General features: G+C 31.4%; 25 protein-coding genes. 5 read left to right on the plus strand and 20 right to left on the minus strand.

The window, feature by feature from the left end:
* Positions 1 to 33: 33 nt before the first annotated feature.
* The 5 genes from GXK57_RS10440 to rbsK form a co-directional block, all read right to left on the minus strand.
* Positions 34 to 612: a CDP-alcohol phosphatidyltransferase family protein gene (locus GXK57_RS10440; RefSeq protein WP_160675495.1), complete on the minus strand. Its 579-nt coding sequence runs from the start codon at positions 610 to 612 to the stop codon at positions 34 to 36.
* A 27-nt stretch (positions 613 to 639) separates the two neighbouring features.
* Positions 640 to 1866 (minus strand): ABC transporter permease, encoded by a 1227-nt coding sequence (locus GXK57_RS10445; protein WP_160675498.1) that lies wholly within the window; start codon positions 1864 to 1866, stop codon positions 640 to 642.
* Positions 1867 to 1877: 11 nt separating this feature from the next.
* Positions 1878 to 2570: an ABC transporter ATP-binding protein gene (locus tag GXK57_RS10450; protein WP_160675501.1), complete on the minus strand. Its 693-nt coding sequence runs from the start codon at positions 2568 to 2570 to the stop codon at positions 1878 to 1880.
* Positions 2570 to 3772 carry an HlyD family efflux transporter periplasmic adaptor subunit gene (locus GXK57_RS10455; protein ID WP_160675504.1) on the minus strand — a complete coding sequence of 401 codons (1203 nt, stop codon included), beginning with the start codon at positions 3770 to 3772 and terminating at the stop codon, positions 2570 to 2572. The genes GXK57_RS10450 and GXK57_RS10455 overlap by 1 nt, the downstream gene beginning before the upstream one ends.
* 414 nt (positions 3773 to 4186) lie before the next feature.
* Entirely contained in the window at positions 4187 to 5101 is a 915-nt protein-coding gene (gene rbsK / locus GXK57_RS10460; protein ID WP_243156404.1) for a ribokinase, read from the minus strand.
* A gap of 223 nt (positions 5102 to 5324) precedes the next feature.
* Here rbsK and GXK57_RS10465 point away from each other — a divergent pair, with 223 nt between their 5' ends.
* Together GXK57_RS10465 and GXK57_RS10470 are read left to right on the plus strand one after the other, a co-directional pair.
* Entirely contained in the window at positions 5325 to 5771 is a 447-nt protein-coding gene (locus GXK57_RS10465; RefSeq protein ID WP_160675510.1) for a cytochrome b5 domain-containing protein, read from the plus strand.
* 657 nt (positions 5772 to 6428) lie between these two features.
* Complete coding sequence (locus GXK57_RS10470) at positions 6429 to 7790, plus strand: MATE family efflux transporter (RefSeq protein WP_160675513.1); 1362 nt, start codon at positions 6429 to 6431, stop codon at positions 7788 to 7790.
* Positions 7791 to 7886: 96 nt separating this feature from the next.
* Here GXK57_RS10470 and GXK57_RS10475 read toward each other — a convergent pair whose 3' ends face one another.
* The 5 genes from GXK57_RS10475 to GXK57_RS10495 all read right to left on the minus strand — a co-directional run bounded on the left by GXK57_RS10475 (position 7887) and on the right by GXK57_RS10495 (position 12114).
* Positions 7887 to 9002 carry a ribose-phosphate pyrophosphokinase gene (locus GXK57_RS10475; protein ID WP_160675516.1) on the minus strand — a complete coding sequence of 372 codons (1116 nt, stop codon included), beginning with the start codon at positions 9000 to 9002 and terminating at the stop codon, positions 7887 to 7889.
* A 293-nt stretch (positions 9003 to 9295) separates the two neighbouring features.
* Positions 9296 to 9916, minus strand: a complete 621-nt coding sequence (locus GXK57_RS10480; RefSeq protein ID WP_160675519.1) for a class I SAM-dependent methyltransferase — start codon at positions 9914 to 9916, stop codon at positions 9296 to 9298.
* Between the two features lie 18 nt (positions 9917 to 9934).
* Complete coding sequence (locus GXK57_RS10485) at positions 9935 to 10651, minus strand: class I SAM-dependent methyltransferase (protein ID WP_160675522.1); 717 nt, start codon at positions 10649 to 10651, stop codon at positions 9935 to 9937.
* A gap of 99 nt (positions 10652 to 10750) precedes the next feature.
* Positions 10751 to 11644 (minus strand): sugar phosphate isomerase/epimerase, encoded by an 894-nt coding sequence (locus GXK57_RS10490; protein ID WP_160675525.1) that lies wholly within the window; start codon positions 11642 to 11644, stop codon positions 10751 to 10753.
* Positions 11645 to 11670: 26 nt separating this feature from the next.
* The gene (locus GXK57_RS10495) at positions 11671 to 12114 is read right to left on the minus strand and encodes a GNAT family N-acetyltransferase (RefSeq protein WP_160675528.1); all 444 of its coding nucleotides are present in this window, start codon (positions 12112 to 12114) and stop codon (positions 11671 to 11673) included.
* A gap of 234 nt (positions 12115 to 12348) precedes the next feature.
* Here GXK57_RS10495 and GXK57_RS10500 point away from each other — a divergent pair, with 234 nt between their 5' ends.
* Entirely contained in the window at positions 12349 to 12834 is a 486-nt protein-coding gene (locus GXK57_RS10500) for a hypothetical protein (protein WP_160675531.1), read from the plus strand.
* A 290-nt stretch (positions 12835 to 13124) separates the two neighbouring features.
* On the opposite strand, the gene GXK57_RS10505 is transcribed toward GXK57_RS10500, so the two are convergent.
* The 4 genes from GXK57_RS10505 to GXK57_RS10520 all read right to left on the minus strand — a co-directional run bounded on the left by GXK57_RS10505 (position 13125) and on the right by GXK57_RS10520 (position 17733).
* Positions 13125 to 13436, minus strand: coding sequence for a nucleoside triphosphate pyrophosphohydrolase (locus GXK57_RS10505; RefSeq protein ID WP_160675534.1), 312 nt, complete (start codon positions 13434 to 13436; stop codon positions 13125 to 13127).
* Between the two features lie 56 nt (positions 13437 to 13492).
* A complete protein-coding gene (locus GXK57_RS10510; RefSeq protein WP_160675537.1) occupies positions 13493 to 13795 on the minus strand; it encodes a hypothetical protein in 303 nt (100 codons plus the stop codon).
* Between the two features lie 143 nt (positions 13796 to 13938).
* Positions 13939 to 15129 (minus strand): GGDEF domain-containing protein, encoded by a 1191-nt coding sequence (locus tag GXK57_RS10515; protein WP_160675540.1) that lies wholly within the window; start codon positions 15127 to 15129, stop codon positions 13939 to 13941.
* Positions 15130 to 15378: 249 nt separating this feature from the next.
* Positions 15379 to 17733, minus strand: a complete 2355-nt coding sequence (locus GXK57_RS10520) for a glycoside hydrolase family 31 protein (RefSeq protein WP_160675543.1) — start codon at positions 17731 to 17733, stop codon at positions 15379 to 15381.
* A 133-nt stretch (positions 17734 to 17866) separates the two neighbouring features.
* Between GXK57_RS10520 and GXK57_RS10525 the strand changes: the two genes are divergently transcribed.
* Entirely contained in the window at positions 17867 to 18748 is an 882-nt protein-coding gene (locus tag GXK57_RS10525) for an AraC family transcriptional regulator (RefSeq protein WP_160675546.1), read from the plus strand.
* 93 nt (positions 18749 to 18841) lie between these two features.
* A complete protein-coding gene (locus tag GXK57_RS10530; RefSeq protein ID WP_160675549.1) occupies positions 18842 to 19300 on the plus strand; it encodes a staygreen family protein in 459 nt (152 codons plus the stop codon).
* A 176-nt stretch (positions 19301 to 19476) separates the two neighbouring features.
* On the opposite strand, the gene GXK57_RS10535 is transcribed toward GXK57_RS10530, so the two are convergent.
* The 6 genes from GXK57_RS10535 to rimO all read right to left on the minus strand — a co-directional run bounded on the left by GXK57_RS10535 (position 19477) and on the right by rimO (position 26328).
* Positions 19477 to 20205 (minus strand): EAL domain-containing protein, encoded by a 729-nt coding sequence (locus GXK57_RS10535; protein ID WP_202127707.1) that lies wholly within the window; start codon positions 20203 to 20205, stop codon positions 19477 to 19479.
* A gap of 367 nt (positions 20206 to 20572) precedes the next feature.
* Entirely contained in the window at positions 20573 to 20833 is a 261-nt protein-coding gene (locus GXK57_RS10540; RefSeq protein WP_072991331.1) for a stage V sporulation protein S, read from the minus strand.
* A gap of 342 nt (positions 20834 to 21175) precedes the next feature.
* Positions 21176 to 22717, minus strand: a complete 1542-nt coding sequence (gene rny, locus GXK57_RS10545) for a ribonuclease Y (protein ID WP_202127710.1) — start codon at positions 22715 to 22717, stop codon at positions 21176 to 21178.
* 253 nt (positions 22718 to 22970) lie between these two features.
* Positions 22971 to 24035 (minus strand): recombinase RecA, encoded by a 1065-nt coding sequence (recA, locus tag GXK57_RS10550; protein ID WP_160675558.1) that lies wholly within the window; start codon positions 24033 to 24035, stop codon positions 22971 to 22973.
* Positions 24036 to 24410: 375 nt separating this feature from the next.
* Positions 24411 to 25001 carry a CDP-diacylglycerol--glycerol-3-phosphate 3-phosphatidyltransferase gene (gene pgsA / locus GXK57_RS10555; RefSeq protein ID WP_160675561.1) on the minus strand — a complete coding sequence of 197 codons (591 nt, stop codon included), beginning with the start codon at positions 24999 to 25001 and terminating at the stop codon, positions 24411 to 24413.
* Entirely contained in the window at positions 24985 to 26328 is a 1344-nt protein-coding gene (gene rimO, locus GXK57_RS10560; RefSeq protein WP_160675564.1) for a 30S ribosomal protein S12 methylthiotransferase RimO, read from the minus strand. The genes pgsA and rimO overlap by 17 nt, the downstream gene beginning before the upstream one ends.
* Positions 26329 to 26411 lie beyond the last annotated feature (83 nt).

Below are 26411 nucleotides of genomic sequence, written 5' to 3' on the forward strand. Positions count from 1 at the left end.
TTGAAAATAGATTTTGGATTAAATTGTGTCAGCTTAGATATCTGTCCTAATAAACTTTTTGTTCTTTATAAAATAATCCACAGCATATATTACTGTTGCTATTAAAGCCAAATATAGTATCATATTTGGAACCATACCGATAAAACTATTTGACAAATGCGCTTTAACCTCATGGAAGCTATGTTCTATGCTCATCTTAGAAAGAAGAGTTATTATAGCCGTCATTTGTAATACTGTCTTTACCTTTTCTAGAGTACTTTTAGCTAGATTAAGACCATCTGAGGTCCCTATTGTTACAAGACCTCCTATGGCAAATTCAATAGAGATTACTACTATTGCAACTAAGCTTGGAATCACATTAGTTTCCACTAGAAAAATTAGAGCTGTAGTCACAAGCAGCTTATCTACCAAAGAATTTATCAATATTATTAACTTATTGGATTTATTTTCTTTTTTGATGAAGTTTTCATAGAAAACATCTATTACTGTAGCTGCAATAAAAATAACTGTAGCACTACTTCTTCTAAAAGGTATTCCTTTAACTGACATAAATATCAAAAATACTGTTGCAAGAAATAACCTAGTCATTGTTAGCCTATTTACAAATTTCATAATAATCTACTCCTATACAATTATTTCTTATTCATACCTTAATGCGTCAATAGGGTCAAGTTTAGCTGCTTTCCTAGCAGGATAAATTCCAAAGAATATACCAACTGCTGAAGAGAATGCGATTACCCCTACAATTGCAGTTGCTGATAAGGAAGGTGTTATATTAGCGAAGCTTCCTATACCGTATGCTCCTACTATTCCAATTATTAATCCAATTATTCCACCAATTAGAGAAATTATAACAGATTCTGTAAGGAATTGCAGAAGTATCTTACCTGTTGTAGCTCCAATGGCCTTCCTAATGCCTATTTCTCTTGTTCTTTCAGTTACAGAAACAAGCATTATATTCATAACTCCTATTCCACCTACTAAAAGCGATATAGCTGCAACTGCACCTATAAAGGTAGTGAATATACCAAGTACATTATTTATTTGCTCAAGCTGGCTTAAAGCTCCTTGAGCCGTATAGATATCTTTGCCTCTATTATTATGTCTGCTCTCTAAAACATTCTTTGCACTGTTTCCTGTTTCTTCTAAAGCTTCTTTGTCACTTGCCATAATGCTAATTCTGTCTATAGAAAATTCATTTGAATACATACTTTTAAGTAAAGTTGCAGGTACATAAAATATGCCTGGTCTTTGATTTCTACCAACATTTTTAAATGTTGTTCCAAATGGTGAGGTAGTAACCCCTATAATAGTGGCTTTTATTGGTGACTTTGCAGATCCTATCTTTATACTTTTACCTGTAACATCAGTATATCCAAACAAATCATTAGCAGAATCTTCATCTATGATCACAACATTTTTTCCTTCAGTATACTCTCTTTCATTAAAGGCTCTTCCGTATAAGAATTCTATGTTTTGTATAATGAAGCCATCAGTATTAGTACCTGCAATACTAGCTTTTTTGTTACTAGTATCTGAAATTGCTACACCAGTTTTTGAAACACTAGGAGCTACATATCTTGCAGTGTCTACTTTGTTTTTTATCTGTTTTATATCTTCAAAGGTTATGCTATCACTCTCAGTGGCTTTACTGGTATCTGTACTCACATTTACTGTAGATGCTCCAAGCTTTGCAAACTCTCCTGTTATGGAATTTTGTCCGCCTTGTCCAAGAGAAATAATGGCAATAACTGAACTTATACCTATTATTATACCCAGCATTGTAAGGAAAGAACGCATTTTATTTGAAACAATGCTATCAATGGCCATTTTAAAATTTTCAAGTAAACTACTTATTCCACTCATTTGTATTCCTCCTATAGAATTATTCTGTCTTCAACAAGGTAATCGTCAACTATAAGTCCATCCTTAAATCTGACAACTCTCTTTGTGTGCTGAGCGATATCAGGTTCGTGAGTAACCATTATTACAGTTGCTCCCTCGTTGTTCAAGTCCTGAAATATTTTCATAATTTCTATAGAAGACTGAGTATCTAGATTTCCTGTAGGTTCATCGGCCATTATGACCGCTGGTGTATTAACTATAGCACGAGCAATAGCTACCCTCTGCTTTTGTCCACCAGATATTTCATTTGGCTTATGTTTAATTCTTTGCCCTAGTCCAACCTTCTCCAAGGCAGCTAAAGCCTTTTCTCTTCTTTCCTTCCTAGGAACACCAGCATATACCATTGGCAGTTCTACGTTTTCTAATATAGTCATTCTTGGTAAAAGGTTAAAAGCCTGAAAAACAAAGCCTATTTCTTTATTTCTTATAAATGCAAGTTCTTTATCTGTTAGATTAGAAACATTTTTATTATTCAGTATATATGTTCCACTATCCATTCTATCTAAGCAGCCTATTATGTTCATCATCGTTGATTTTCCTGAACCTGAAGGGCCCATAATTGATGTAAACTCACCTTTTTCAATCTTAAGGTTAATACCTTTTAGTGCTGTAAAATCAATATCTCCGTTAACGTATCTTTTTACTATGTCTTTAACTTCTAACATTACTTACCATCACCTGCTTCTTTAACTGTAACTCCGTTTTTAACACTTGAGCTTGGATTAAGTATAACCTTATCGCCATTTGATAAACCTTCAGTTACTTGTGCCTCCATATCAGACTGAAGCCCAAGCTTAACTTCTTTTTCTACTGCTTTTCCGCCACTTAGCACATATAAATAGTTTCTATCGTTTTTATCAGTTCTCAAGCTTTCTGCTGGTACCTTTACAACATTTGTAGCCTGTCCAAGAAGCACATCAACGTCTGTGTCAAAATCAATTTTCAAACCTTCTGGCTTATCTGCAATATCAATCTCTACTGGAAGTGTAGACTCTGTACCTGTAGCAGAGGTGGTAGTTTTAGCTGCAGGTCCTATGTATGAAACCTTACCTTTAAGCTTCTTATCTCCACTTTTTATAACAGCATCTTGACCAAGTTGTATCTTTGCTGCATCGAACTTGCCAACTGACATAACAGCTTTTAAGTTGTCTACATCTTGTACAGTCACAGCAGGTTGAGCTGACATTGTAGCAGCTGCACCTTCAGCTACATTTAATGCAGTGACTACTCCATCAAAATCTGCAACTATAGTACTTTGAGTTTTTGAAAGATTATCTTTTGCTGTATCTAAAGTTAGCTTTTGAAGTGCGATGTTGTTATCTGCTTGCTTTAACTGTTCATCACTATATGGAATCTTTGCTGCATCTCTTTTTGCTTGAGTCTGAGATAATTGTGTCTGATATGACACTAAATTAGCAGCTGCCTGAGGATTCTTTTTTGCATCATTAATTTGATTATTTAAATCTGCTATTTGCTTATCTAAATCAGCCATAGTATTCTTAGCATCATTATTGGCATCTATTTGCATCTGCTTTGTAAGCAACGCATTATCATAACCTAGTTGTGCTTGCTTTACACTGGTGTTTGGATCTGTTATATCAAATTCAACAAGCACTTGTCCTTTTTTAACAGCATCTCCAACCTTAACATTCACCTTTTTTACCTTCCCTTGAACTGGGTAGTAATCCTTGCTGTTTTTTGATTTTATTGTAGCAGTGGTGGAAAGATAAGACTGTATATCTCCTGTTGATACGCTTGCGGTTTTTACACTTACGAAGTTTGTGGCTTTCTTTTTACTGCCTAATATCCCAAATCCTCCAACTACAACTACTGCTACAATTACTATAGCTATTACTTTCTTTTTCATCCAAAATTCCCCCCATGTACTATCTATGTGTATTATTTTTAAACTAAATACTATTATCTATTTTTATTGTACATTAATATTCTAAACTTAGATGTAATTAATTATTAAATATTTCTAAACTAATTCTAAAATCTTTGTAATAGATAGCTATCTTTAATATGAATTGTAATCTAGGGTTTCTATTTCGAAACTTAAGTTATAGGTGTTATATAATCTCGGCTTCTGGTGATTATCGGGCACATATAACTTAATAGTTGAGTTAGGAACCCTATCAGCCTCACCAGAATAAAACTTTAATTTGCATTTGTATATAAAAATACTGTTGAAACCCAGTGGTTAGTTTTACGATGACATGTATGCAGGTTAGCTGTTAGCATTAAACTCTTATATAATAAACATATTATTTCTAATGTTTTATACTAAGCTTAATTCATTTCTGAAGGGCATAGAGGGTTGAGCCCCTTTTCTAGTTACAGATATTGCAGCAGCCTTATTTGCAAATTCGATAGATTCTTCTATAGGTTCACCTTCGCTTAATGCAACAGCTAAAGCTGCATTAAAGCAGTCACCAGCTGCAGTTGTATCAATAGCTTTTACTTTTTGGACTTCAAATACAATTGATTTATCACCGCTCACAAGAAGTGAGCCTTTTTCTCCTAAGGTTGCTATGACATTTTTTACCCCTTTACCTATTAAAGCTTTTGAAGCTTCAATTGCTGTAGGAATATCTACAACTTCCTTCCCAGTAAGCTTTTCTAGCTCAGTTTCATTAGGTGTTAAAAAATCAATCTTACTCAATATATAATCATCTAAATATTCTGGTGCTGGAGCTGGATTAAGTATTATCTTCTTGTTTTCCGCATAAGCTTTCTCTATGGCATAATAAACTGTTTCTTTTGGTATCTCCATTTGCATTACTATAAGGTCGCTATGGGATACAAGTTCAGAATTTTTATCTATATAGTTCTTATCTACCATAGAGTTAGCACCTGGTAGAACTACTATACTATTTTCACCGTCTTTATTTACATAAATTATTGCAAGTCCAGAATTTATATTTTTACATCTCTCTATTCTAGAAACATCAATATTTTGTGATATAAGATTATTTATTAGTTTTCCTCCCATATGATCATCGCCTACCATTCCCAGCATTGTAACACTTCCACCAAGTCTAGCAGCTCCATAAGCTTGATTTGCTCCCTTACCACCAGGTATTTCAGTGTAGTTTCCACCTATAATAGTCTCTCCTTCCTTTGGCATATGACTTACTGGTATTACCCAATCTATATTAAGACTACCGATAACTAATATTTTTTTCTTTTTCAATTCTCTCACCTCTTCAATTATTAAAATCACATTAATTCTTTTCATAAGTACTTGTAACACGTGACTACAAACCAATAAATTGAAACTGTTTAATCTAAAATAAATGTTTAAAGCATCCTAACTATAGGATACGACATAACGCGCTATATTACAAAATAGTTTTTATAAGAATGGAATATTTATAATATAACTAGTAAATAACTACACATAAGGAGGTGATTACATGAGAAAAAAACTATCAACCTTATTATGTGCTATTTTAATTTTTACAGCCTTTACAGCAATAGGATGTACTAAGCAACCTGCTACTAGCAACAATTCAAGTAATACAACCGGAAGTTCAACCAATAACACCACAAATGGGACTAATAGCAATAAAAACTCTACTACAAGCACTAATAAAAGCGATACTACAATTGAGCAACAAAATCCAACAGGTAAAATTTTTACCTTAGATGAGCTACAAAAGTATGATGGAAAAAATGGAAACCCAGCTTACGTGGCTGTAGATGGGGTAGTGTATGATGTGACTCATGCTAAAAACTGGAAAAACGGTATGCATGAAGATGGTATAACTGCTGGCAAAGACTTATCCAAAGAAATAAGACAGTCATCTCATGGAACTAGTGTATTGAAAGATTTGACTGTTGTAGGTAAGCTAAAGCAGTAGTTTAAGTACTACAATTTTTTATGTTCATATATAATTGCATCTTAAGTCTAAGCATTATATGAAAATACAACACTTCATTCCAGAATCGATTTCCAATGCTCATCTAGGTTCTAATAGGAGCTTCCGAAAATATTAATTTTACTGCAATACAAGACTATACAGAACTTTATTTTAAGGCTATTTTTAATAATATTGTTGAAATTAAATGGTCATGAAGGAGATGCTATATGAGCGAGCTATTAGAATTAAATGATTTTTTTCAGATGGAATGGCTTTAAAAATCATTAATACGTTCTTCATTAGTGATTTTTTGCGCATCTGCCTTTTCTGAACGTATGTGAAGAAATTCTGGCAGGCGACATATTCTCTCTTTATCTTAATGGCATTCTTAATATACTTAAAATTAAGGTACATAAGATTTATAAAGAGTGAATGGTTAAATAAAGAGTAAAACTGTATGTTCGAACGTAGTGAGTTTGCAGTTTTAGCCATGGAATATGACAAGATCATATTAATTCTTTGCGCAAGCTCATCTAAGCATCGGATGACTGACCACTTAATTTCAACACAGTACTTTAACAGAGCCTATTTTAAATATGTAAGTAACCTCCGTTTATGCTATAATTATATGGCTTATAATTTTACGGAGGTTATACTATGAACTTATTATCACTTTTTTCTGACAAAAAATTCTTCAATGCCACTATAAAACTAGCCCTTCCAATTGCACTTCAAAACTTCATATTATCTTCATTGAACCTTTTCGATAATATAATAATTGGTGGACTTGGAGAAGTAGCAATTGCAAGTGTTGGACTAGCTAATCAAATGTTTTTCTTACTAAATCTTGTATTGTTTGGAGTGGTCAGTGGCGCATCTATATTTACAGCTCAATACTGGGGAAATAAAGATTTAAAAAATATAAAAAGAGTTCTTGGAATATGTCTTATTTCATCCATAGCAGCATCATCAATTTTTACTTTAGCGGCATTAATTTTTCCTAAACCTATAATGAGCATTTTTTCTAACGATCCTGCCGTTATAAATATGGGAGCTAATTACCTAAGAATAATATGTTTAAGCTATATAGTTACTGCAATTTCTTTTGCTTACGCAGCTACTTTAAGAAGTATCGGCCAAGTAAAAGCTCCTATGTTTGTAAGTGTTACTGCCCTTGCTGTTAACACAGTACTAAACTTTACCATGGTTTATGGTGTAGCTGGCATTCCTGGTCTTGGAGTATACGGATCAGCCTTAGGAACATTAATAGCTCGTATAATTGAATTCATTCTAATGATCTTTGTTGTCTATAAATTTAAGTTTCCATTGGCGGCAAAGCCTAAGGAATTGCTTGATCTTTCTCTAGACTTCGTAAAGAAATTTTTCAAGGTAACTATTCCTGTTATATTGAATGAAAGTCTTTGGGCTTTAGGAGTTACAGTTTACTCTGTAATTTATGCTCATATGGGAACTTCCATAATAGCATCAACAAATATAGTAAGCACCATAGACAGACTAGCAATGGTTATATTCTTAGGTTTTGGTAATGCAGCTGCAATAATGATAGGACAAAAGATTGGTGAAAAAGATGAAAAAACAGCCTTCTTATACGCTAAGAGGTTCATTATAATGAATCCTTTAATAGGTATACTTGTAGGACTTGTAATATATATCGGTGCGCCTTATATACTATATGCTTACAACGTGTCTCCTGAAGTACACAACTATTCAAAGTCATTGCTTCATGTTTTAGGTATATTCTTATGTATAAAAGTCTTTAACTACACAAATGTAGTTGGTATATTAAGAAGCGGCGGCGATACAAAATTCTGTCTTCTACTGGATATAGGTGGTATGTGGCTTGTAGGAGTACCACTAGTAGCTTTGGCTGGCTTATACTTTAATCTTCCTATAGATAAGGTATATATCTTTGTCTTTATGGAAGAAGTTGCAAAATTCATTGTAGGCTTTCCAAGAATAGCTTCCAAAAAGTGGATCAATAATTTAGTAATACACTAATATTCTTATCAAAACCTGCTATAAACAAATCATAATAGTAAAGGGATAAAATCTATAACTAGATTTTATCCCTTTACTTTATGCTATAATTTTTATCTACGATCTGCTTTTTAATAACTGGTGGATTACATAAGTTGCATCCATGTATGAAGCTATAGATTGGTCATGATTCAATCTATTTATTATTCTTGCAATAAACTCTGACATATCAACTTTCTTAAACCATTCAGCCTGTTGAACTTCAGGAGATATATATGTTAAGTTTGTGGAGTAAACTCTAGTTATTAGACCATCTTCATATAGTTTCTTAAATTTATCTACACCTTCAGTGAAGAATGCAAAAGTAGCTGCTATATAAACATTTCTTGCTTTTCTTGCCTTTAATTCTCTTGCGATATCTAAAACAGACTCTCCAGAAGCTATCATATCATCAACTATAAGTACATCTTGTCCTTCAACGTCTCTTCCCATATATTCATGCTTAACAATTGGGTTCTTTCCGTTTATAACTGTTGAGTGATCTCTTCTCTTATAGAACAAACCTACATCTAAGCCTAACACACTTGAATAGTAGATTGCTCTATCCATAGCACCTGTATCAGGACTAATTACAAGCATCTTATCTTTATCTATTTCTGCTGACTTCTCTTCAGTAATAAAAGTCTTTAATATATCATAAGTAGGATATAGGTTCTCAAAAGACAATAATGGTATAGCATTTTGAACATTTGGATCATGAGCATCAAAAGTCAATATCTCTTGAACTCCTAATCTCTCAAGTTCTTGCAATGCTAAAGCACAATCAAGAGATTCTCTTCCTTTTCTTCTATGTTGTCTTGATGCATAAAGAAGCGGCATTATTACAGTGATTCTTCTTGCCTTTCCTCTTATTGCAGATACGGTTCTTTTTATATCTTGGAAATGCTCATCTGGTCCCTTGAATGTTTGTAATCCAAACATATTATATGTGCAACTATGATTTCCAACATCACAAAGTATGTAAATGTCCTTACCTCTAACTGTTTCTGAAAGCTTTACCTTACCTTCTCCATTGGAAAAGCGTATTTCTTCAGTAGGGATTAAGAATGACTCTTTTGTTCCTCTTCTTGATTTAATTTCCTCATCAATCTTCTGGCCTAAAGCTTTGCAGCTTTCTAAAACAATAAGTCCTAAGTCTCCATTATCAGGGATAAAAATTTGATTATCGCTCATCTTCATACTCCTTATTAAGTTTATATATACTATTATACTTATTTTTTCAGATTTATGAATTGATTATTATGTCGGATTAACTCGATATTTTAACATTTGCTCAATCAAATTAATTAATTCATAACTTTACTTATAGTTTCTACTATTTGGCATAGTATATAAATATATTGCTATGCTATTCGTTTACATTGTATATTTTAACAAAGGGTATGATTTATAGGTCTATTTTTCTAATTTTAAATGATTTGTATCTAGCTTACAACTTCGGTTCCGCTTTTATCTTTATAGAGCTTTTATCTAACACTCTTTTTACCTTTTATGAGAAATAAAGAGTAATCTATTAATTCCTCATCTATTTTTTTATTATCATAATAAAATGTATGAGCTTCTACTTCACTAAAACCACATTCCTCTAATAAAACTTTTAGCTGCTGTTGATTAAACCCATTGTGCCCATCAAAACCAATTTCATTTTTATGAAAGCTTCCATCTTCTTCATTAAGATCCACAATGCATAAATGACCTTCTGGATTTATCATGCTATAAAACTTTTCACTAATTGCTTTTATATCTTTTATATGATGAAGAGCCATGGAACTATATATTAAGTCATATTTTTCTTTTAGACTATCTTGAGCCATTATATCAAGATTAAAAGATTTCAAGTTAGAAGTATTAAATTGCTCTATCTTATAGTTTACAACCTCAACCATGTTTTTTGAAGAATCAATAAGCGTAATACTTTTTAGATGTTCATAAAGATTAAAGCTAACGAGGCCAGTACCACAACCAAACTCCATTGCAGTGCTTTCTTTACTGAAAGGAACCGATTTTCTTATTTCTTCTGCTACTATCTTTGCTCTTTTTCTTCTTTCTTCCGTATCCCAACTTCCTGCAAGCTCGTCAAATCTCATGCTTTACCTCCTAATAAATTAATATACTTTCTTTTTCATTAAAACTGTCCATAGGAAGGATTCACCAAAACACTCTCCACCTTCTACTTTCTTCATCTCTCTGAATTCTATTATCTCAAAATACTGCTGTAATATATTTTTTAACTTATATTCAGAAAATCCCATTCCACCACTCATAGATTTGTCTCTATATACATCATAGTCAGATATGTTTGCGCCACCTTTCAAATTAAAGCAAGTCATTGCAAAATATCCATCTTCCTTCATGCTATCGTATATTATTTCAAAATACTTATTCCTTCTATGAGGCTTAATATGGTGAAAGCATCCTCCATCATATACAAAATCATATTTTTTATCATCACTATGATCAAATATAGATTCACAGATAAATTTCACGTCTGTTTTCTGCTCTTTTGCACGTTTCTCTGCATATTCTATAGATGCATTAGAAAAATCAATTCCTAAAGCTTTAAAACCGCTCTGCCCTAAGTATATTGAATTTCTTCCTTTACCGCAGCCTATATCTAAGGCATCTCCACCATGTAATATCCCCATTTCAACATACGATACTAAGTTTTCATCAGGAATGTTCTTAAAAAAAGGAACTGAACTTTCATCTCTTTTATAAAATTTATTCCACCACTCACTATCCCTTTTTTCCAGAAGGTTGTCCAACATATTCATTACATCTTCCTCAGTTTTTACTATCTCTAAATCTAAACTACTGTTCATTTGTACCTCCATATAATCATCATATATGCATATAATTATACCATAAATAGGAACAAATTTTAATTAATCACATTATATAAATCACCTTTCTTCCTTACTCTATTTGCTCTCTATAATTGACTTTATCCAACTATAACAGCTGTATAACTGTTGATCACTTATGAGATCTGATCTGTGTTCAAACATTATCTTAAAGTTAGTATTCTGTTGTTTAATAGTATCCAGGTATCTTTCTATTGGCGCCCAACCGTCTTCTTCTTTTAACTCTGGTAATGCTGGATAGTGATTATTTTCTCCTATTCTAGCATTCCATAGATGTACAATATCTGTGTATTTTGCAAATCTTTCTATTATGTTAAGGGCATCAAAATTTTTATCTATCAAACTCTGAAGCTGCAATCTTCCAGTATCTAAACAAATCCTTATGGAATTATATCTATTCAGAAGCTCTTCTAAAAATCCACTTGCACAAATATATTTATTTAAGGCATCAAGCTCTAAGACTGGAACAAAGTTATACTCTATGGCTTTAATTGATAACCATTTAAACAAATATTCGGTTCTTGCTTTAAGATCCTCAAAGGAGTACTGAGATTCATAAGCATATTCGCTTCTATCTGCAAACCTCCAGTTAACCATATCAAAATCTTCTTTTATTACCACAGGCTTTGGATAATGGAATAATATATATTCTGGTTTAAGCTGTCTTTCCTTAATATATCGAAGCTCATTTTCTATATATACATATGCTTTTTTTCTTATGTTCTCATTCAAGGCTAAAAACTGTGCATCCCTATGCTCTGAAAATCCCGCTCTCAATGGAAAATGTACTCCGTACTTGAAACCTTTCTCACAAGATTGCTCCACTAAACATTCTATTTCCTTTTCTGTTTTAAAAGAACAGACTTCTACCCCATAGAAGCCTGTTAGAAAATCTCTATTAAATTTATTAAAATCATATCCCTCATGCATACCAATCATGAAACAATTCATATATCTTACCTCTCATAAATTAGAAATTACTTTTTACAAACCATATCTATATGGGGAATTCCGTCCTCTAAATATTCTTCAGAAATCGGTTCAAACCCAAAACCTCTGTAAAAATCAAATAAATAAGCTTGTGCTTGAATTTTAATAACTGATTCCTTTAGAACTGCTTCAAGATATTCCATAGCCTTTGATAACATATCTTTAGCTAACTCTCTTCCTCGATAATCTTTTTTCACTATTACTCTACCAATAGATGCCTCACTATAAGCAATGCCCTTTGGAAATATTCTTGTACAAGCTACGATTTCCCCACCATCTTCTAAATATAAATGATAAGCCTTGAAGTCTTTACCATCAGGATCTAAATAGATGCACTGCTGTTCTACTACAAAAACCTCACTCCTAAGTCTTAAAAGCTTATATATTTCTTCACCACTTAACTCATTAAACTTCTTTAGCTGCCAAATCATAACTTTCCTCCTAGTATTAAATTCATTCTCCAAAAGAATGCTATCCTGAACTATAAATGTCTTTTTAATTAGTTATACCAGATGTTCTAGAAATTTTCTATGAATTCTTATGTCAAACTCAAATCATTTATATAATATTTTGGTAAATCAACATATTAATTTCAAAATAATTACTATTTTTAAAATCTATGCTATAATATGTATAAATATTTTCAGTAAAAAGGATGGTATACTATGGACGAAAAACTACTAATAATTGAAATGCAGGATAAAATCCAAGAGCTTAGTAGAAAGCTTACTTTGTTAAATGACATGGTAAATCTTTTAAATAGGGCTAAAGCACCTGATCCTAGAAACCCATATGCCAACTGGAGATTGATAAACGGAATAGATATAGAAAAGAAGAGAAAGCTTGAGTTTGCACTTTTTATTCTTACCCAAAGGTTAAATTCTGAGTATATAAGTCAACCTATAGAATCAGATTTTATAGAAGAACCTGTCAAACAGTTATTATTAGTTGATAACAAGCCAAAAATTGACGAAATTTATAACATATTAAAATTGGTATTAGGAAAAAAAGATGAGGATGATTTTATTATAGACACTTTAGTCATTAGCCTATGTAGAGAAGGCAGGTATAGAGAACTTTGCGAATATATAATTTTGGAACAATCAAAGAATGGTAACAACGGAATAATGAAACTTTCACCTTTTATATAGAAACAGGGTTCCAACTTCAACTATTAAGTTATGCGTGTTCGAAAATCCTCAGAAGTCACGATTTTCGAACATGCGTAACTTAAGTTTTCGTAATGGAACCCTATACTCTTAATCTATCCCTTGCACATATTTTATATTTTTAAAGCCTCCCCTAACTTATAGAGGAGGCTTTAAGCGTAACTTTTATTGGTTCTTATTTATACAAAAAGAGATATTCTTATAGTTATTTAGTCTATGTTTAGTAATTAGAAACGTTAATTCAACATAGCTAATATTTAGTATCTAGCTTACTACTCTTCTACAGATTCAAGAACAATTCCATCCTTAAATCCTCCTCTTGCCGCACTTTTTTCCTGCCTTTTATTTATTAACTCCTCTTCACTAAAGCCTAAACTTTCAGCTAGTCCAAAAAGTACTTCCATAATATCCGCAAGTTCTTCTAGATTATTGTCTTCCTTAAACTCTACCACTTCTTCATCTAATTTTTTAACAAGTAACCCAGGTATATCTGTTTTATTTGCTTTTATGTATTTGCAACTCTTCCCACTATCTTCTATAACCTTGGGAATTTTATCCCTAACTAATTTATTATAATATTTCATAGTTATACCCCATAACTCTCCATATTTACATACCTATTTTATTAAAATAGCTAGTACTACTTTTTCTTTGTATAATTTGTTTTGTAAGGCATAGTTCCTGCAAGACTTAAAAAGAATCCAAATAATATACTCTCAAAGGTTGATACGGCATTCACAGGAACGTGTATGAAATACAGTAACTGTGCGGTTAAAGACTCTAGTATTAAATATATTATGCTAACAACTGCCAACAATATAAAATTATTTTTTATTTTTATATTCCTTCTTACTAACATTGGAAGATCAAACTTTCTATATACTCCCACAAACCCAAAGGTTGCAACACATACCACTATTACCTGTATAATATTGTTCAGCATCTTATCTCTCCTACAATCATTTTTTTACTTTTTAGATAAATCTCATCTTATAATCAAATTTACTATCTTTAGATATATTATAGCTCAACTCAATTACTTAAAACAATGCCAAATCAATTTAAATTTATCTAAAACAATACCACTTATTCTTCAAAAATGCCTAGTTCCACTCTATTTCTTCCATTCTTTTTAGCTCTATAAAGTGCCATATCAGCAGTACTATAAGCTTTATCAAAATCTTTTTCTGTCACATTATTTAATTCTGATATGCCAAAACTTGCAGTTACGTGAATTATTTGATTTTGAAAATTGAATACACACTTATCTATTACATTCCTAATGTTATCGGTCTTTATCTTAGCCTCTTCCAAAGAAGTATCATAAAACAGTATGATAAATTCTTCACCACCAAATCTGGCTACCATGTCCTCCTTCTGTATATTGGAATTTAATATAGATGCAATTTGTTTTAGTACAAGATCTCCTGCTGGATGTCCATAAGTATCATTTATTTGCTTAAAATGATCAATATCCATTATAGAAATTGAGGAGCCTTTGTTATCCTCACTTGTATTATGAATATCTTCCTTCAGACTATCTATAAAATATCTTCTGTTAGGTATGCCTGTAAGCAAATCGTTGTCTGAAAGATACTGTAACCTCTTATTTACTTCTTCCAACTTTATATTCTTGGCCAAATGCATGAAGTGATTATTATATACAAACTTACATAGAAATAGCGCTGAAATAAATAGCAAGGTTCCATTTATCAGATTTGAAAATAAAATTTCGCTATTATGCTGAAATACAATAATAACTATTATATATATAATAAAAGTTATTGCATACATCACATTCTCTACTTTAGGTTTAATTAATATAACCAGCCCACTATAGATTATATTTACTCCAAAAACTATAATCTGACCTGTGGTAATCTGATCAAGTCCAGTAATTAGAGTAAGGAAAATTAATATTAAACCCAGCGCTAAATAAACAAGTACTTCATATAGCCTTATATTAGCTTTATTAATCAACTTCTTATTTATAGCCCTATTAAACAGTATAAAGCCAATTAATGATACCAATGCAATGGATAGATGTAAAAATAAGTATCCAAAATAAATCAACCTATTTTCCACTGATCCAGCTTCGATTTTATTTAAGTCATAGAATACTGCTAGAAGTGTTTCAAAAACCACCAATATGCTTAATCCAATTCTAAGCCTTCTCATATTTGTGATAACTATATCTTTTCTTACACCTTCACTCTGAACGTCAGTTAAAATTATGTCATTGGATAAACTAAATATCTCTCTAAAAGTTTTTATCAATTCTATGCCCTCTTTTGCTAATAAATGAAGTTTATATATTTAAGTATTTTTATAAATTCTATCACATATATAAAGCTTTTGTATATAAAGATGTACCACTTCGATCAGAAATCTATTCTTAAAACTCCTCTGGCTTCAGAGATTAGTATTAAAAATATAAATTATAATACGAAGTGATACAGCTGTAACTTAATAAAACACTAGGAGGTATATATAAGCTTCCTAGTGTTTTATATTATCTAACTAATTTTATCTAATTTTGATTGTTCCTTGTTCAGCTGGAATAACAAATTCTACACCACAGTCTCTCTTTGTAAATTCTAACTTGCTATCATTAAAGTACACTTCCTTTACTGAAGCTCCATTATAAGCTATCTTAAAGGTCTCATATCCTTTAAATGCATTTTGCTTAATATTTACATTAATAACAGTTTCTTTTCCATAATTCATCATAAATTCATATAAAGTATATTCACCATTCCTATAATTATAGCTTTCCTTATCATCAACAAAATGAGAATAACTTACATCACCTGGATAAATATCAAGGGTTAATTGATCTATTTCCTTTTCTCCAACATAACTTTGTTCTGGAAAGTTTGGAATTATAGAACCGGCTTTCATATATATTGGGCAAATATCAAGAGGTGCTTTCTTAATTACATAAGTTCCTCCCTCTAACACTTCTTTAGTCCAATAATCTATCCACTTACCTTCTGGTAGATATACTGTTCTCACGGTTTTTCCTTGCTCTAGTATAGGCGCTACCAATATATTTTCTCCAAATAAGAATTCATCATTAATCTGGTGAACTTCTTTATCCTTTTCATAATGAAGCAGTAATGGTCTCATTACAGGTAAACCACTATGCTCTCCACTCCACATTAAATCATATATATATGGTAAAAGCTTGTATCTAAGCTTTATATATTTTCTGTTTATATCAAGGGTCTGATCATCGAAAGCCCAAGGCTCTTGATCTCTTGTATAACTTCCTGAATGATTTCTAAATAGTGGTGTAAAGCATCCGACCTGTACCCATCTTGATAACAATTCCGGTGTACAATCAAAGCTAAATCCTCCTACATCCGTACCACAGAAACTTATTCCGCTAATACTTAAGTTTAAAAGCATAGGAACAGACATCCTTAAGTGTTCCCAGAAACTTTGATTATCGCCAGTCCAAACAGTTGAGTACTTCTGAGTTCCAGCATAAGCTGCCCTGGTGATAACAAACGGTCTTTTCCCACTATATTTCTTTATTCCTTCAAAAGTTGCTTTAGACATAAGGTGACCATAAACATTATGAATCTCTCTATGATCTGTATTTCTTCCTTCATTTTTGAACTGAACATCATCTGGTAACGGCCCGTTAAAGCTCGCAGGCTCATTCATGTCATTCCATATACCTGATACCCCTGATTCAAGCATTATCCTTTGATTTTCTGCCCACCAGCTTCTAGTATCTGCATCAGAGAAATCAGGAAATACTGAGTTTCCTGGCCATACTTTATTCACATAAGTTATTCCATCCTTATCTGTCGCAAAGTAGTCATTTTTCAATCCTTCTTCGTAGATATGATAGTTCTTTTCTTTTTTAACACCTGGGTCGATTATTGTAACTATCTTAAAGCCATCTTCTTTTAGTTCATCTAAGGCTTTCTTCTCATCTGGAAATCTATTTTTATCCCAAGTAAATACTTTAAAATTGTCCATATAATCAATATCTAGATGAATAGTATCACATGGTATATCTTTTTCTCTAAAGTTTTTCGCTATTTCTTTTACCCTGCTTTCTGGTGAGTAAGACCACCTGCTTTGATGAAATCCAAGTGTCCACATTTGTGGTAAAGGTGTCTTTCCAGTAAGCTCTGTATAATTTGCAAGTATATCTTTAACACATTCTCCACCTATAAAATAGTAATCAAGGTTACCATCATCAGCACCAAAATAATAATATTCTGAGTTCTCTTTGCCCATATCAAAATAAGACTTAAATGTATTGTCAAAGAATATTCCAAATACACTATCTTCTCTTAGATTGATAAAAAACGGTATGGACTTATACAAGGATTTATGACTTTCTACATGCGGAGATGGATCATCAGTATTCCACATTTCATAATAGCAACCTCTCTTATTTAAATGACCAGTTTTTTCTCCAAGTCCATAAAACTTTTCGTCACCAAACATTTTCTTTACTACTTCAATTTTGTGTCTATCAAAATCCTTCTCAACGTTATGCCCTTCATCTTCAGCTACACTTACAGTGCCTCTTCTTAAAAAAGGTCTTCTTTCTTCTCTTAAATCTTCGCATAATATTGTTCCATCGATTTTATAGAAATCCACCTTAAAATCATCGTATACCTTAACCATTAGATGATTTGTTTTTATCTCTAAATACGAAGTCTTATTTTCAACTGCAATACTACATTCTTCTATATTAAGCTCCTCAATAGCTCTTGAATAATGCTTCTGGTATTTTAACGGAGAAAATATATTAATCACTACTGGATTTATAACTTCTACTATTCCTTTATTGTTCTCAAAATCCAAATATATTTTATTTTTTTCTACTCTATGATTTACTAGCTTTCCAAACATAATTAATCCTCCTATAGCACTTGTCAATTTATTATGTAAACCTTATATTAATAGTATATATATTTTTTACTTGTAATACTTGCTCTATTTTAACTATAAATAACACTATTTTGACATAAGAAAGGTATTTGTGATGGAAACAGAAAAAGGTACATTAAGAGAAACTGTGGATCGAGGAGAAGCTGTCATACCCTTTTACTCCTATAATCATATTTGGAGTAACTTTACCCTATATCTTCATTGGCATAATGAAGTTGAGATAATATACGTAGAAAAAGGTTCTTTAGTATATACTATTGATACAATCCCTACAAAAGTTTCAGAAGGTGAATTTATAATAATAAATAGTGGCCAACTTCACTCAGCACACACTATTGGCAATGGTGATTGTATACATCATGCTTTATTATTTGATCTAAATTTCTTAAATAGTGAGCATGACGATTCCTGTCAATTAAACTACTTAAATCCACTACTGTCGGGGTACTATAGATTTCCTACCAGTATAGATACTAATACAAATTGGGGGAAAAAAGTTATTTATGAAATTAAGGAAATACTAGAGGCTTACAACGAAAAATATTTTGGATGGGAGATTGCTATAAAAGCATCCCTATATAAAATATTTTCAATTATAGCTAGAGATGGCGACTTCCTTATAAATGAATCTACCTACACATCAGCTATAAGCTATAAAATCACTATTTTAAAAAGAGTCTTAAACTACATACAAAAAAATTATGCAGACAAGATCTACACCCAAGATCTAGCCAAAGAAGTTAGCATGAATCCTCAATACTTTTGTAGATTTTTCAAGGCTAACACTGGTAAAACTCCTGTTGATTTTATAAACCAATACAGAATAGAACAAGCAACAAAGCTAATTAAAAACGTTGATAAGAAAATATCTGACATATGCTATGAAGTTGGTTTTGAAAACTTTAGCTACTTTATAAAAAAATTCAAAGAGTACGAAAAGTGCACTCCAAATCAATACAGAAAATCCTTTAGTTAAAACACTTTTTAGAACTCATATGCTAAATTATTTAAACAAACCTACTTATATCACATAATATAATCCTAAGAGAAATATTGTTGAGGTAAAGCAATGTCAAAATTAAATCCAGAGAAACTTTTTGTAGAATTTAGAGATGGTGTTACCACTGTAGCACCAATCATAGGAAGACGTTATACTCTTACTCACTCAGATATAACTGCTGAACTATTTTTAACCATTGGCCTAAACTATGCTTATGATAAAACCAATTCTACTAAAGATGAAGTGTTAGGGGAATGGATAAAGAAAAATAACGAACTATATTTTCACATATACTTAGTTGTATCTAAAGACTTAAATCCTATATTAACCGCTATAAGAGACTATATTTTTAGAAAAGAACTTCCTCTCGCAATAGAAGCAATAAGGTATGGTGATAGTCAGCTTTTCAACACTTATCCAGAACTTGATAAGTCAGAAATTATAGTACATTTTCTTTCAACCTGTGAGCATTTTAATAAAGTTGAGAGCTATGGCCCATACCACAATTATGGTATACAAGAAAAATAATCTATTGTGATGCAATTATATAAATAGATATGTATATTAAAAATGTCGTTACATTTATATATAACTAGAATACCACTAGATTATAAATCGAAACAGCATCTAAAAAATTTAGACGCTGTTTTGATTTTGGTACAAACTATAAAAATTATCTTAACTAAGATAACTTTAACATCACATTAAAATATAATCTTAGGTAAAGTCTCAAGAATCGGTTTAGAAAAATAATATCCTTGTATCAAGTCTATTCCTACGGAAGTCAATACTTCAACTTCTTCAGCTTGTTCTATTCCTTCTGCTATTATTAATACACCTAAGTCTCTACACATTTTTACTATGTTAGCCACTATTTTATATTTAACATCATCCTTATGTATGTCCTTCACTAGTTCACGATCAAGTTTTATTATATCAGGTACAAATTTAGCTAATAATAACAAACCTGAATTTCCTGCTCCAAAATCATCGATTGCAGTTTTAAATCCCATTCCCTTATATGATTTAAAAATCTCTGCTATATGTTCAAACTCATCAGTTTTTTCTTGCTCAGATACTTCAAAAATTATATTATTCAAAGGAAAATCAAACTTTTTAGCAGATTCTAATGTAGAACTTATACAAATTTCAGGTTTATAAACCGCTCTAGGCATAAAATTAATAGATAAATAAGAATCACAATCTAACTTAGACGCAAGCTCTATTGCTTTATACCTACACTTTTGATCAAAACTGTACTTCAACTCTTCTGTAACTTGTGATAATACAGAATACGCAGACTCTCCGTTAATTCCTCTAACCAATGCTTCATAAGCAAATATAGAATTTTTCTTTGTATTTACTATAGGTTGATATGCAAAGGTAAAATCGAAATCAAGAGGGATACTGCAGAAACCACATTTTCCTGTCATTGCCCCACCCCTTATATACATCTTTATTATATTACAAACATAATATATCTTTAATTATACCACCAGATTTACTTCGATTCAAAAGCCATTAATTAGATTGATTTCATTTAAATAGAATAATAATATTTAAATATATATGGTCAACTTATTAATAAACTTTATATTTTTAATAAGCTATTAGAGCAATTTCTCCCATTAGATTAAAGGCATTATTGCCACACGCAAAAACAACCTTATCTATATAATTTTATAGATAAGGTTGTCCTTTGGTAAAAATTTAATTTAATAATTATACTTTATTAAATCGTATACAAAAAGAGCTATTGTACATGAAAATCCATTCATTGTTCAAAAGCTCTCTTTATTTTTATCTTGGTTGAACTATTAATTTTATTGCTGTTCTTTCTTCTCCATCGATTTGAATATCTGTGAAAGCTGGTACACATACTATATCTTTTCCACTAGGAGCAACAAAGCCTCTAGCAATAGCAATAGCTTTTACAGCTTGGTTTATAGCTCCAGCTCCTACAGCTTGTATTTCTACGATATTTTTTTCTTTTATTATAGCAGCTAAAGCTCCTGCCACAGAGTTAGGGTTAGATTTAGTTGATACTTTTAATACTTCCATTATTACATAACCTCCTAGAAATTAACGATATCGTTTACATAAGCTCTAATAATCTTTTACTCTATATATATTCTACACATATTAGGAAAAACCTTCTTTTTTATAATTTTTTTTATTTTTTATTTTTTTTTATTATTATAAATGTATTTTATATACTTTTTCATCATATTTTATGCGATTTTTAGCATCCATGTAATATTCTATTATCCTGAAAATAGATAAAGCGACATTCTTTAGCTATTTTTGCACATCTGCCTTTCCCACTGAGCAAGAAGAAAATATTGTAGTTAACATAAATAATAAAAAAAAATACATTTTGCTTTCACAAAATGTATTTTGTACTTATTTAGCATAGTCAACTGCACGGGTTTCTCTAATAACATTTATTTTAATCTGTCCAGGATATTCTAATTGTTCTTCTATGTTCTTTACAATATTCCTTGCCATTTCAATGGACCCTGCATCATCAACTTGATCTGGTTTAACCATAATTCTAATCTCTCTTCCAGCTTGAATGGCATATGACTTTTCTACACCTTCGTATGAATTTGCAATTTCTTCGAGCTTTTCTAATCTCTTAATATAAGCCTCTAAGGTTTCTCTTCTTGCTCCTGGTCTAGCTGCTGAAATTGCATCAGCTGCTTGAACTAGCACTGCTTCAAGTGACATCATCTCAACATCACCATGATGAGCTGCAATAGCATTTACTACTATCGGAGATTCGTGATATCTCTTAGCTAAGTCTCCACCAATTAAGGCATGAGGTCCTTCATACTCTTGATCTACAGCTTTGCCGATATCATGTAACAATCCTGCTCTTCTTGATAATGTAACATCTAAACCTAATTCAGATGCCATTAGCCCAGCCAAATATGAAACCTCTATTGAATGTTTCAACACATTTTGGCCATAACTAGTTCTGTACTTTAATCTACCTAGAAGTCTAATTAATTCTGGGTGTAGTCCATGTACTCCGGTTTCGAAGGTAGCTTGTTCTCCCTCTTCCTTAATATCATTTTCCACATCCTTAGTCGCTCTTTCTACCATTTCTTCTATTCTAGCTGGGTGAATTCTACCATCTACAATTAATTTTTCTAGAGCAATTCGCGCTACTTCTCTACGAATTGGATCAAAACTTGATAGTATTACTGCTTCTGGAGTATCATCAATTATTAAATCAACTCCTGTCAATGTCTCTAAAGTTCTAATATTTCTACCTTCCCTACCTATAATTCTGCCCTTCATTTCGTCATTTGGTAGAGCTACTACATGTACAGTAGATTCTGAAACGTGATCAGCGGCACATCTTTGTATTGCTGTTGTAATTATTTCTCTTGCCTTCTTATCAGCTTCTTCTTTGGCTTTTGTTTCAACTTCTTTAATCATTATAGCAGCATCATGTTTGATTTCTTTACTAATTTCGTCAAGAAGAATTTGTCTTGCTTCTTCACTAGATAGGTTTGATATCCTTTCTAGCTCTTCGCGCTGCTTTGTGTATAATTCATGTACACTGTCTTCCAATTGATGAACCTCTTGTATCTTTTTGTTAAGGCCCTCATCTTTCTTCTCTAAAGCATCACTTTTTTTATCTAGAGATTCTTCTCTTTGTATCATTCTTCTCTCTAGACGTTGAATTTCATTTCTTCTTTCACGGGATTCTTTTTCAAAATCATTTCTTAATTTATGAACTTCTTCCTTAGCTTCCAAAATCGATTCTTTTTTTAGAGCTTCAGCCTCTCTTTTAGCGTTTTCCAAATTAGCTTCAGCTTCCTGTTCTAAACTGGACATTCTACGTTTAAAAGTATTTTTTATTACTGAATACTCAACAATTCCTAGCACTATTAAAACTAGTACACAAACTATAATTTCAATAATGTAATGCATCATAACACCTCCTTCGCACTATTTTAGCAATTTATATTATTAGTAAATATGAAGGCTTAGTAAGGTGTCATATTAAATTCAGACTGTAAACAAATGAATATGATAAACCAGTATTTGTTATTATTTTATATTAATTTTAAAATTATGTCAAGTTGATAGATTAAAGCGTTATATAAACAATTTAATATTATCTATATATTATTATTCTCAATTGTTCGTATTTTATAACAAAAAAATAAATCGCATAAGCGATTTATTTTTGCTCTTCGTTAGCTTTAGCTTGTTTTTTTTCTGCTTTTGTTTCTGCTTTAGCTTCACTATATATTGGCAACTCATACTTCGCTCTAATTTTATTTTCTATCTCAGATGCTATTTCAGGATTATCCTTAAGGAATTGCTTTGCATTTTCTCTTCCTTGGCCTAATCTTACATCACCATAAGCGAACCATGCACCACTTTTCTGTATTATTTCATCCTTAACACCTACATCAACTAAGTTACCTGTCTTCGATATGCCTTCTGCATACATAATATCAAATTCAGCTTGCTTAAATGGGGGTGCAACTTTATTTTTAACTATCTTAACTCTTGTTCTGCTTCCTACAACACCTTCGCCTTGCTTTATAGAATCAATTCTTCTTATATCCATTCTAACAGAAGCATAGAACTTAAGAGCTCTACCACCAGTTGTAGTTTCAGGATTCCCAAACATTACACCAACTTTTTCTCTTAATTGGTTAATGAATACAACTACACATTTTGACTTATTTATAGTTCCTGCTAATTTTCTAAGAGCTTGAGACATAAGTCTAGCTTGTAATCCAACGTGTGAATCACCCATCTCTCCTTCTATTTCTGCTCTTGGAACTAAGGCTGCAACAGAGTCAATAACTACTACATCTACTGCACCAGATCTAACTAAGGCTTCTGTAATTTCTAACGCCTGCTCACCAGTATCTGGTTGAGATACAACTAGATTATCTATGTCAACACCTATAGTTTTAGCATAGCTTGGATCTAAAGCATGTTCTGCATCTATGTATGCTACAGCCCCACCAACTCTTTGTGCTTCTGCAGCTATGTTTAAAGCAACAGTAGTTTTACCTGAACTTTCTGGCCCATATATTTCTATTATTCTACCTCTAGGCACTCCACCAATTCCTAAAGCTATGTCTAAGTCTAAGCATCCTGTTGAAATCACATCTAAATTTAAAGTACTATGCTCACCTAATTTCATTATTGAGCCTTTTCCAAATTGTTTTTCTATCTGTCCCATAGCTGATTCTATGGCCTTAAGTTTTTCCATATCAATACCCATTGATAAACACATCCTCTCTAACGAACGTTTGTTCTATATTTATTATAAATTACTTTATTTTATAAGTCAACATCAATATAGTTTTTTAATTTAAGTAATACTTTACTGTTATACTAAGTTATAGTTAAATACAACTTATTAAAAACAAACCATATATCAATTGAAAATAAACTCTGAATCTTCACATGAATTATAAAGCAAAAAAATAATTTAGGAAATAATGATTTTATTGTTATCAAAATATAGATGTACCACTTCAGTATAGAATTTACATTTTTTTAATTCTTAAAAGTAAAGAAATTAAAAAGTAATTTCCATAAAGAAGTGGCAAATACTTACATATTTAAATTATTACCTTTTACATGAATGTTAAACCTATTTTTCTGTATTAATAGCAGCTTTATTCTTAACAAAATAATCTATTCCAGAAAGTATTGTTACAATTACCGCTAAATACAAAGATACTGTTGGCGCTATATCAAAAAACTTATTCATAAAACTATTATCAGTGACTAAATTCGTTAAGTATTTAGAAGATCCAATATTAACTTTTAATAAAAGCAATATTATTGCAATAATCTGAATTACAGTTTTTATTTTTCCCCACCAGCTAGAAGCGATAACAGTACCATCAGCTGCTGCAATAGTTCTTAGTCCAGATACCGCAAACTCTCTAGCTATTATTATAACTGCAGCCCAGCTTGGTACCACATGCAATTCAACTAAGGATATAAGTGCTGATGTAACCAAAAGCTTATCTGCTAAAGGATCCATAAACTTACCAAATCTAGTAATTTGATTTCTACTTCTAGCTATGTATCCATCTAATTTATCAGTTAATGAAGCTAATACAAATATAAAAGTAGCTATAAAAGTGCTATATGTTAAATCTCTAAAGGCTATAAAAACCAAAAAAATAGGCACCAAGAATATCCTGATTATAGTAAGTCTATTTGCAAGATTCATTATAAACAACCCCTAACAAATCATATTCAGTAGAATCAACAATTTTAACTTTCAGTATGTCACCAATATTTAGTTCATTATTCACAGCATTGATTATAATATTACCATCTATTTCAGGAGCCATTTCATAAGATCTTCCTAAATAACTTCCTTCTTCTAGTTGTTCTACTAAAACATCATATACATTGCCAATCTTTTCTTTGTTGATAGCTTCTGAAACTTCCATTTGAGTAAGCATAAGAAGATCTTCTCTTTTAGCTTTAACTTCCTCATCAACATGATTTGGCATTGCATAAGCTGCTGTTCCTTCTTCTTTAGAATATTTAAACACCCCAACTTTGTCTAATTTATATTCTTTTAAGAAATTTTTTAATTCACTAAAATCTTCATCTGTTTCACCTGGAAATCCTACTATAAGCGATGTTCTTAAAGTTATTCCATCAACTTTTTGTCTTAAAAGATTAATCTTATCTATAATTGCTTGTTTTGTAGTTTTTCTTCCCATAGCCTTTAATATATTATCACTTATATGCTGTATAGGTAAATCTAAATATTTGCATACCTTAGGATTTGATGCAATTTCGTCTATCAATTCATCATATATCTCTTCAGGATAGCAATAAAGCACTCTTATCCATTGAATACCATCTATTTTACTTAATTCATTCATTAATACATGGAGTTTGTTTGCATCATATAAATCAATACCATATCTAGTTGTATCTTGACCAATAAGAATAAGTTCTTTAACTCCATTAAGAGCTAACTTTTTAGCCTCTTCTACTATACTTTCTAACTGTCTGCTTCTATATTTACCCCTTATTTTAGGTATAATACAGTAAGTACAGAAATTATCACAGCCTTCTGATATTCTTATGTAAGCAGTAGCTTTATCAGTTGTAATAACTCTATCACCTTCATTAATGTTTATATTGCTGTATTCCAATTTAGTTATTTTTGATTTTTCACTGTTAATGAAAGAATTTATAAGCTCATCGATTTTATTATAATCATTAACTCCAAGCATAATGTCAATCTCAGGCATAAGCTCAGTAAGCTCACTTCCATATCTTTGAGTTAAGCAACCTGTGGCGATAAGCAACCTACAGTTATATTTATTTTTATATTCTGCCATTTCTAATATTGTATCAATAGACTCTTGTTTAGCTTTTTCTATAAAGCCACAAGTATTAACTATAATTATATCTGCAGATTTAGGGTCATTAGTTAATTCGTAATCTCTTTTTAGCTTACCCAGCATAATTTCAGAATCAACTCTATTTTTGTCGCATCCTAGGCTTATCAAGCCCACCTTATATTTCGTCAACGTAATTCCTCCTGTGTTCAATACAATATAATAAATAATACAAATTAATTTTAAAACTGTTTTACCATTAAAACAAGTATTTT

The organism is Clostridium sp. C8-1-8 (assembly GCF_009928445.1).
GTDB lineage: Bacteria > Bacillota > Clostridia > Clostridiales > Clostridiaceae > Clostridium_AR.

Excerpts from the sequence above, each read along its gene's own strand:
- GXK57_RS10490 (WP_160675525.1), bottom strand. The coding sequence starts at position 11,644 with ATGAATTGTTTCATGATTGGTATGCATGAGGGATATGATTTTAATAAA.
- GXK57_RS10440 (WP_160675495.1), bottom strand. The coding sequence starts at position 612 with ATGAAATTTGTAAATAGGCTAACAATGACTAGGTTATTTCTTGCAACA.
- GXK57_RS10535 (WP_202127707.1), bottom strand. The coding sequence starts at position 20,205 with ATGACAGGAAAATGTGGTTTCTGCAGTATCCCTCTTGATTTCGATTTT.
- GXK57_RS10475 (WP_160675516.1), bottom strand. The coding sequence starts at position 9,002 with ATGAGCGATAATCAAATTTTTATCCCTGATAATGGAGACTTAGGACTT.
- GXK57_RS10525 (WP_160675546.1), top strand. The coding sequence starts at position 17,867 with ATGGAAACAGAAAAAGGTACATTAAGAGAAACTGTGGATCGAGGAGAA.
- GXK57_RS10495 (WP_160675528.1), bottom strand. The coding sequence starts at position 12,114 with ATGATTTGGCAGCTAAAGAAGTTTAATGAGTTAAGTGGTGAAGAAATA.
- GXK57_RS10455 (WP_160675504.1), bottom strand. The coding sequence starts at position 3,772 with ATGAAAAAGAAAGTAATAGCTATAGTAATTGTAGCAGTAGTTGTAGTT.
- GXK57_RS10540 (WP_072991331.1), bottom strand. The coding sequence starts at position 20,833 with ATGGAAGTATTAAAAGTATCAACTAAATCTAACCCTAACTCTGTGGCA.
- GXK57_RS10510 (WP_160675537.1), bottom strand. The coding sequence starts at position 13,795 with ATGCTGAACAATATTATACAGGTAATAGTGGTATGTGTTGCAACCTTT.
- GXK57_RS10445 (WP_160675498.1), bottom strand. The coding sequence starts at position 1,866 with ATGAGTGGAATAAGTAGTTTACTTGAAAATTTTAAAATGGCCATTGAT.
- rny (WP_202127710.1), bottom strand. The coding sequence starts at position 22,717 with ATGCATTACATTATTGAAATTATAGTTTGTGTACTAGTTTTAATAGTG.
- GXK57_RS10450 (WP_160675501.1), bottom strand. The coding sequence starts at position 2,570 with ATGTTAGAAGTTAAAGACATAGTAAAAAGATACGTTAACGGAGATATT.
- recA (WP_160675558.1), bottom strand. The coding sequence starts at position 24,035 with ATGGGTATTGATATGGAAAAACTTAAGGCCATAGAATCAGCTATGGGA.
- GXK57_RS10530 (WP_160675549.1), top strand. The coding sequence starts at position 18,842 with ATGTCAAAATTAAATCCAGAGAAACTTTTTGTAGAATTTAGAGATGGT.
- GXK57_RS10480 (WP_160675519.1), bottom strand. The coding sequence starts at position 9,916 with ATGAGATTTGACGAGCTTGCAGGAAGTTGGGATACGGAAGAAAGAAGA.
- GXK57_RS10465 (WP_160675510.1), top strand. The coding sequence starts at position 5,325 with ATGAGAAAAAAACTATCAACCTTATTATGTGCTATTTTAATTTTTACA.
- GXK57_RS10505 (WP_160675534.1), bottom strand. The coding sequence starts at position 13,436 with ATGAAATATTATAATAAATTAGTTAGGGATAAAATTCCCAAGGTTATA.
- GXK57_RS10520 (WP_160675543.1), bottom strand. The coding sequence starts at position 17,733 with ATGTTTGGAAAGCTAGTAAATCATAGAGTAGAAAAAAATAAAATATAT.
- GXK57_RS10500 (WP_160675531.1), top strand. The coding sequence starts at position 12,349 with ATGGACGAAAAACTACTAATAATTGAAATGCAGGATAAAATCCAAGAG.
- GXK57_RS10470 (WP_160675513.1), top strand. The coding sequence starts at position 6,429 with ATGAACTTATTATCACTTTTTTCTGACAAAAAATTCTTCAATGCCACT.
- pgsA (WP_160675561.1), bottom strand. The coding sequence starts at position 25,001 with ATGAATCTTGCAAATAGACTTACTATAATCAGGATATTCTTGGTGCCT.
- GXK57_RS10485 (WP_160675522.1), bottom strand. The coding sequence starts at position 10,651 with ATGAACAGTAGTTTAGATTTAGAGATAGTAAAAACTGAGGAAGATGTA.